This is a genomic window from Streptomyces jeddahensis, from assembly GCF_001642995.1.
Taxonomy (GTDB): Bacteria; Actinomycetota; Actinomycetes; order Streptomycetales; family Streptomycetaceae; genus Streptomyces; species Streptomyces jeddahensis.
On sequence record NZ_LOHS01000133.1, the window covers coordinates 1 to 4269 of the forward strand.

Here is a 4269-nt window from a genome sequence, read left to right on the forward strand (position 1 = left end):
CTGACGAGGGCTCGGCCTTCGGTCCGTCCGACGGTGGCTCGGCCTCGGCGGGCTCGTCGAGCGGTGGCACGGTGTCGGGCTCGTCCGGCGGTGGCACGGTCTCGGCGGGCTCGTCGAGCGGTGGCACGGTGTCGGGCTCGTCCGACGGTGGCACGGCCTCGGCGGGCTCATCGGGCGGTGGCACGATGTCGGGCCCGTCCGACAGCGGCACGGTCTCGGCGGGCCCCTCCGGCGGTGGCACGGTGTCGGACGCGTCCGGCGGCGGCATGGTGTCGGACTCGTCCGACGAGGACACCACGTTCGTACGGCCGTTCATCATCACCGGCGGTCGGGTCGAACCCGCCCAGGCGGATCTTCGCCTGGAGACCCTGGTGGTCGCCGTCGAGGTGTCCGATGAGGCGGCGCCGCCCGGCTTCGAGCGGGTGGGCGTGCCCCCGGACGACGTACGGGCGAGGATCGTGGCGCTGTGCGCGCAGCCCACGACGGTGGCACAGGTGGCCCAGGGGGTCGGCGTACCGCTCGGTGTCGCCAAGGTGCTCATCGCCGATCTCGTCGTGGCGGGGCTTCTGACGTGTCAGCAACCATCGGAGCTGCCGCTCCACACGCTCGAGAGGATCAGGGACCATGTCCGGGCGCTCTGACAGGACCGCTCCGCTGGCGGTGAAGATCGTCGTCAGCGGCGGGCTCGGGGTCGGCAAGACGACCTTCATCGGCGCCGTCTCGGAGATCGAGCCGCTGGACACGGAGGCGGCCATCACCCAGGTGTCGGTGGGCGTGGACTCGCTCGACGGGGTCGAGTCCAAGACCACCACGACCGTGGCGCTCGACTTCGGGCGGATCACGCTCGACCCGTCGATCGCGCTGTACCTGTTCGGCACCCCCGGCCAGGACCGGTTCTCCTTCCTCTGGGACGACCTGGTGGAAGGGGCACTCGGCACGGTGGTCCTCGTCGACACCCGGCGGATCGAGGACTGCTTCCCGGCGCTGGACTACTTCGAGGCGCAGGGCGCTCCGTTCGTCCTCGCGGTCAACCGGTTCGAGGGGGCGCAGTGCTTCGAGCTCGACGAGGTCCGCGAGGCCCTCGGCCTGGGCGACGACGTGCCGGTGCTGGCGTGTGACGCCCGGACCAGATCCTCCGTGCGCGATGTGCTGGCCGCCCTGATGGACCAGGTCATCGGGGCTCGCACGGCGCGCCGCGCAGGACGCACCGCGGTGCTGACGCGGTAGCGGCATCTGACGGAGCGCAGGGTTCGTCCTGTACGTCCGTGTGGACGTGCGGGACGGAACCGGCTCCTCCTGGACCGTGGCGGCGGCGCTCTGTGGGCCGCTCCCACTCACCGGCTCGCCGACTCTTCGGAGGAACGAATTCCGGCCACGAACGGGAGGGGGACCACGAACGAGTGACACCCGTTCAGGCGGCGTCCCTCGTTCGGGTGGTACTCGTTCGGGCGGGAACTCCTTCGGCCGTCCGTACGTCAGAACTGTTGCCGATGACCAAGCCCCGGTGGCCTGTTGCAGGAACGCACAGCCACCGGGGCCGGTTGGCGTGTATGCGCAGACGGCCGAAAGGCGCCCTTGTGCCGGGTAGTCCTCCAGCCGAATACTCCCGATCAGCGCTTGTCAGGGGCACGCTTGTCCGGAATCCGGAACAGCCGTGCTCTTTGGCTGCGCCTCACGGGCCCCGACCCCACAGGGGCCCCCGACTTCCCCTCGGGAGGAACGACCAGTGAGGATCAAGCGCACCACCCCCCGCAGCGGTATTGCGAGACGGACCCGGCTGATCGCCGTGGCCACCGGACTCGTGGCCGTGGCCGGCTTCGCCGTACCCACCGCGAACGCGGGCGAAGTCCAGACCTACAGCGCGTCCCAGCTCGCCAAGGCGAGCGACTCGGTGCTCAAGGCAGACGTGCCGGGCACCGCATGGGCGGTCGACCAGAAGACGAATCGACTTCTCGTCACCGTCGACAGCACGGTCTCCAAGGCGGAGATCGCGAAGATCAAGGAGACGGCGGGCAGCACCGCCGGCGCCCTCCAGATCAAGCGCACCCCGGGCAAGTTCAACAAGCTGATCTCCGGCGGCGACGCCATCTATGCGAGTAGCTGGCGCTGCTCCCTCGGCTTCAACGTGCGCAGCGGCAGCACCTACTACTTCCTGACCGCCGGTCACTGCACCGACGGCGCGGGCACCTGGTACTCCAACTCCGGCCGTACGACGGTCCTCGGCTCGACCGCCGGATCCAGCTTCCCGGGCAACGACTACGGCATCGTCCGGTACACCAACACCTCGGTGACCAAGTCGGGCAGCGTCGGCAGTGTGGACATCACCAGTGCCGCCACCCCGAGCGTCGGCACCACCGTCTACCGCCGCGGCTCCACCACCGGCACGCACAGCGGCCGCGTTACCGCTCTCAACGCGACCGTCAACTACGGCGGCGGCGACATCGTCTACGGCATGATCCAGACCACGGTCTGCGCCGAGCCCGGCGACTCCGGTGGCCCGCTCTACTCCAACAGCGGCATCGCCTACGGCCTGACCTCCGGCGGCAGCGGCAACTGCTCGTCCGGCGGCACGACCTTCTTCCAGCCCGTCACCGAGGCACTGAGCGCATACGGAGTCAGCGTCTACTGACCCGGGCACCGGCACCACGTACCACACGCGCGCGTACCACAGCACCACAGGCACCACCGGAAGACCTGCAGCCAGCAGCAGGAGAGCCCCCGCACGGAACCGCCGTGCGGGGGCTCGCCCTTGCTTGCCTTGCTCGCCCTTGTTCGTACGCGGTGCAGCGAACAGCGGAATCCAGACAGGACTAGTCCTCACGCCCTGCCCACGCGCCGCTTGCACGCAGTGTTTGCATCGGGAACCGGCGCGGCCCGCATGCGCCGCCATCAGCGGCGCTCCGGAGGCACCGGCGGCGCTCAACGCGGGTAGAGCGCCTGCTCGTTGCTGCGGACGCGTCCAGAAGTCGACCTTGTGTGCCCCTGACCGCCTCGGAATAGTGGGCGTCACGATTGGCATGGACGCGGCTTTTTTGTCGTCTGCCGGGCCCATGCCCGTACGCCTTCCGGTCCCGTGCGTCCCCCACGACAACCGGGACCGACCCCCCACAGGAGGACGTGAGTTGAAGCACCGACGCATACCCAGGCGGCGTGCCGCCGTGGCGGGTGCGGGCATCGCCGCACTGGTCGCCGCGGGCGTGACCTTTCAGACCGCGAACGCGAGCACCGACACCCCCACCCTCACCCCGGAAACCCTCTCCGTGGCGACGGCCGGAAAGCTCGCCTCGTCGCTCACCAAGCAGCTCGGCGCCGACGCGGCGGGCACGTACTACGACGCGAAGGACCGGCACCTCGTCGTGAACGTCCTCGACGAGGACGCGGCGCAGACAGCCGAGGCGGCAGGCGCCGAGGCCAGAATCGTCGAGAACTCCCTGGCCGAACTGAAGAGCGCCAGGACCACGCTGAAGGACCGGGCGACCATCCCCGGCACCGCCTGGGCGGTCGACCCGGCGTCCAACAAGGTCGTCGTCACGGCGGACCGCACCGTCAACGGCGCGGAGCTGGACAAGCTGACCGAGGTCGTCGAGAGCCTGGGCGGCGCGGCCGAACTCAGGCGCACCAAGGGCGAGTTCAAGCCCTTCATCGCGGGCGGCGACGCGATCACCGGTGGCGGTGGCCGCTGCTCGCTCGGCTTCAACGTGGTCAAGGACGGGGAGCCCTACTTCCTGACCGCCGGGCACTGCACCGAGTCGATCTCCACCTGGTCGGACTCGGACGGCACCGTGATCGGCGAGAACGAGGACTCCAGCTTCCCGGACAACGACTACGGCCTGGTCAAGTACACCGCCGACGTGGACCACCCCAGCGAGGTCAACCTCTACGACGGCAGCGCGCAGGAGATCACCGGGGCGGGCGAGGCGACCGTCGGCATGCAGGTGACGCGCAGCGGCTCCACCACCCAGGTGCATGACGGCCAGGTCACGGGGCTCGACGCGACCGTGAACTACGGCAACGGCGACATCGTCAACGGGCTCATCCAGACGGACGTCTGCGCCGAGCCCGGCGACTCCGGCGGCTCCCTCTTCTCCGGCAGCACGGCGATCGGGCTCACCTCGGGCGGCAGCGGTGACTGCACCTCGGGCGGCGAGACGTTCTTCCAGCCGGTCACCGAGGCGCTGAGCGTGTACGGGGCCGAGATCGGCTGACGACGCGGACGCCCCACGCGACGCCGCGCGGCGCGGAACCAGGGCCGGCCCGCCATCGTGGCGG

General features: G+C 70.1%; 4 protein-coding genes. All 4 read left to right on the plus strand.

What is annotated here, in order from left to right:
- Positions 1-641: DUF742 domain-containing protein (locus STSP_RS40520; protein ID WP_232789848.1), on the plus strand; the 641-nt coding region annotated here is incomplete at its 5' end.
- Positions 625-1227 (plus strand): GTP-binding protein, encoded by a 603-nt coding sequence (locus STSP_RS29840; protein WP_067284122.1) that lies wholly within the window; start codon positions 625-627, stop codon positions 1225-1227. The genes STSP_RS40520 and STSP_RS29840, both read left to right, overlap by 17 nt.
- Before the next feature lie 499 nt (positions 1228-1726).
- The gene (locus tag STSP_RS29845) at positions 1727-2629 is read left to right on the plus strand and encodes a S1 family peptidase (protein WP_067284123.1); all 903 of its coding nucleotides are present in this window, start codon (positions 1727-1729) and stop codon (positions 2627-2629) included.
- A gap of 493 nt (positions 2630-3122) precedes the next feature.
- Positions 3123-4205, plus strand: coding sequence for a S1 family peptidase (locus tag STSP_RS29850; RefSeq protein WP_078067610.1), 1083 nt, complete (start codon positions 3123-3125; stop codon positions 4203-4205).
- Positions 4206-4269 lie beyond the last annotated feature (64 nt).

Excerpts from the sequence above, each read along its gene's own strand:
- STSP_RS29840 (WP_067284122.1), top strand. The coding sequence starts at position 625 with ATGTCCGGGCGCTCTGACAGGACCGCTCCGCTGGCGGTGAAGATCGTC.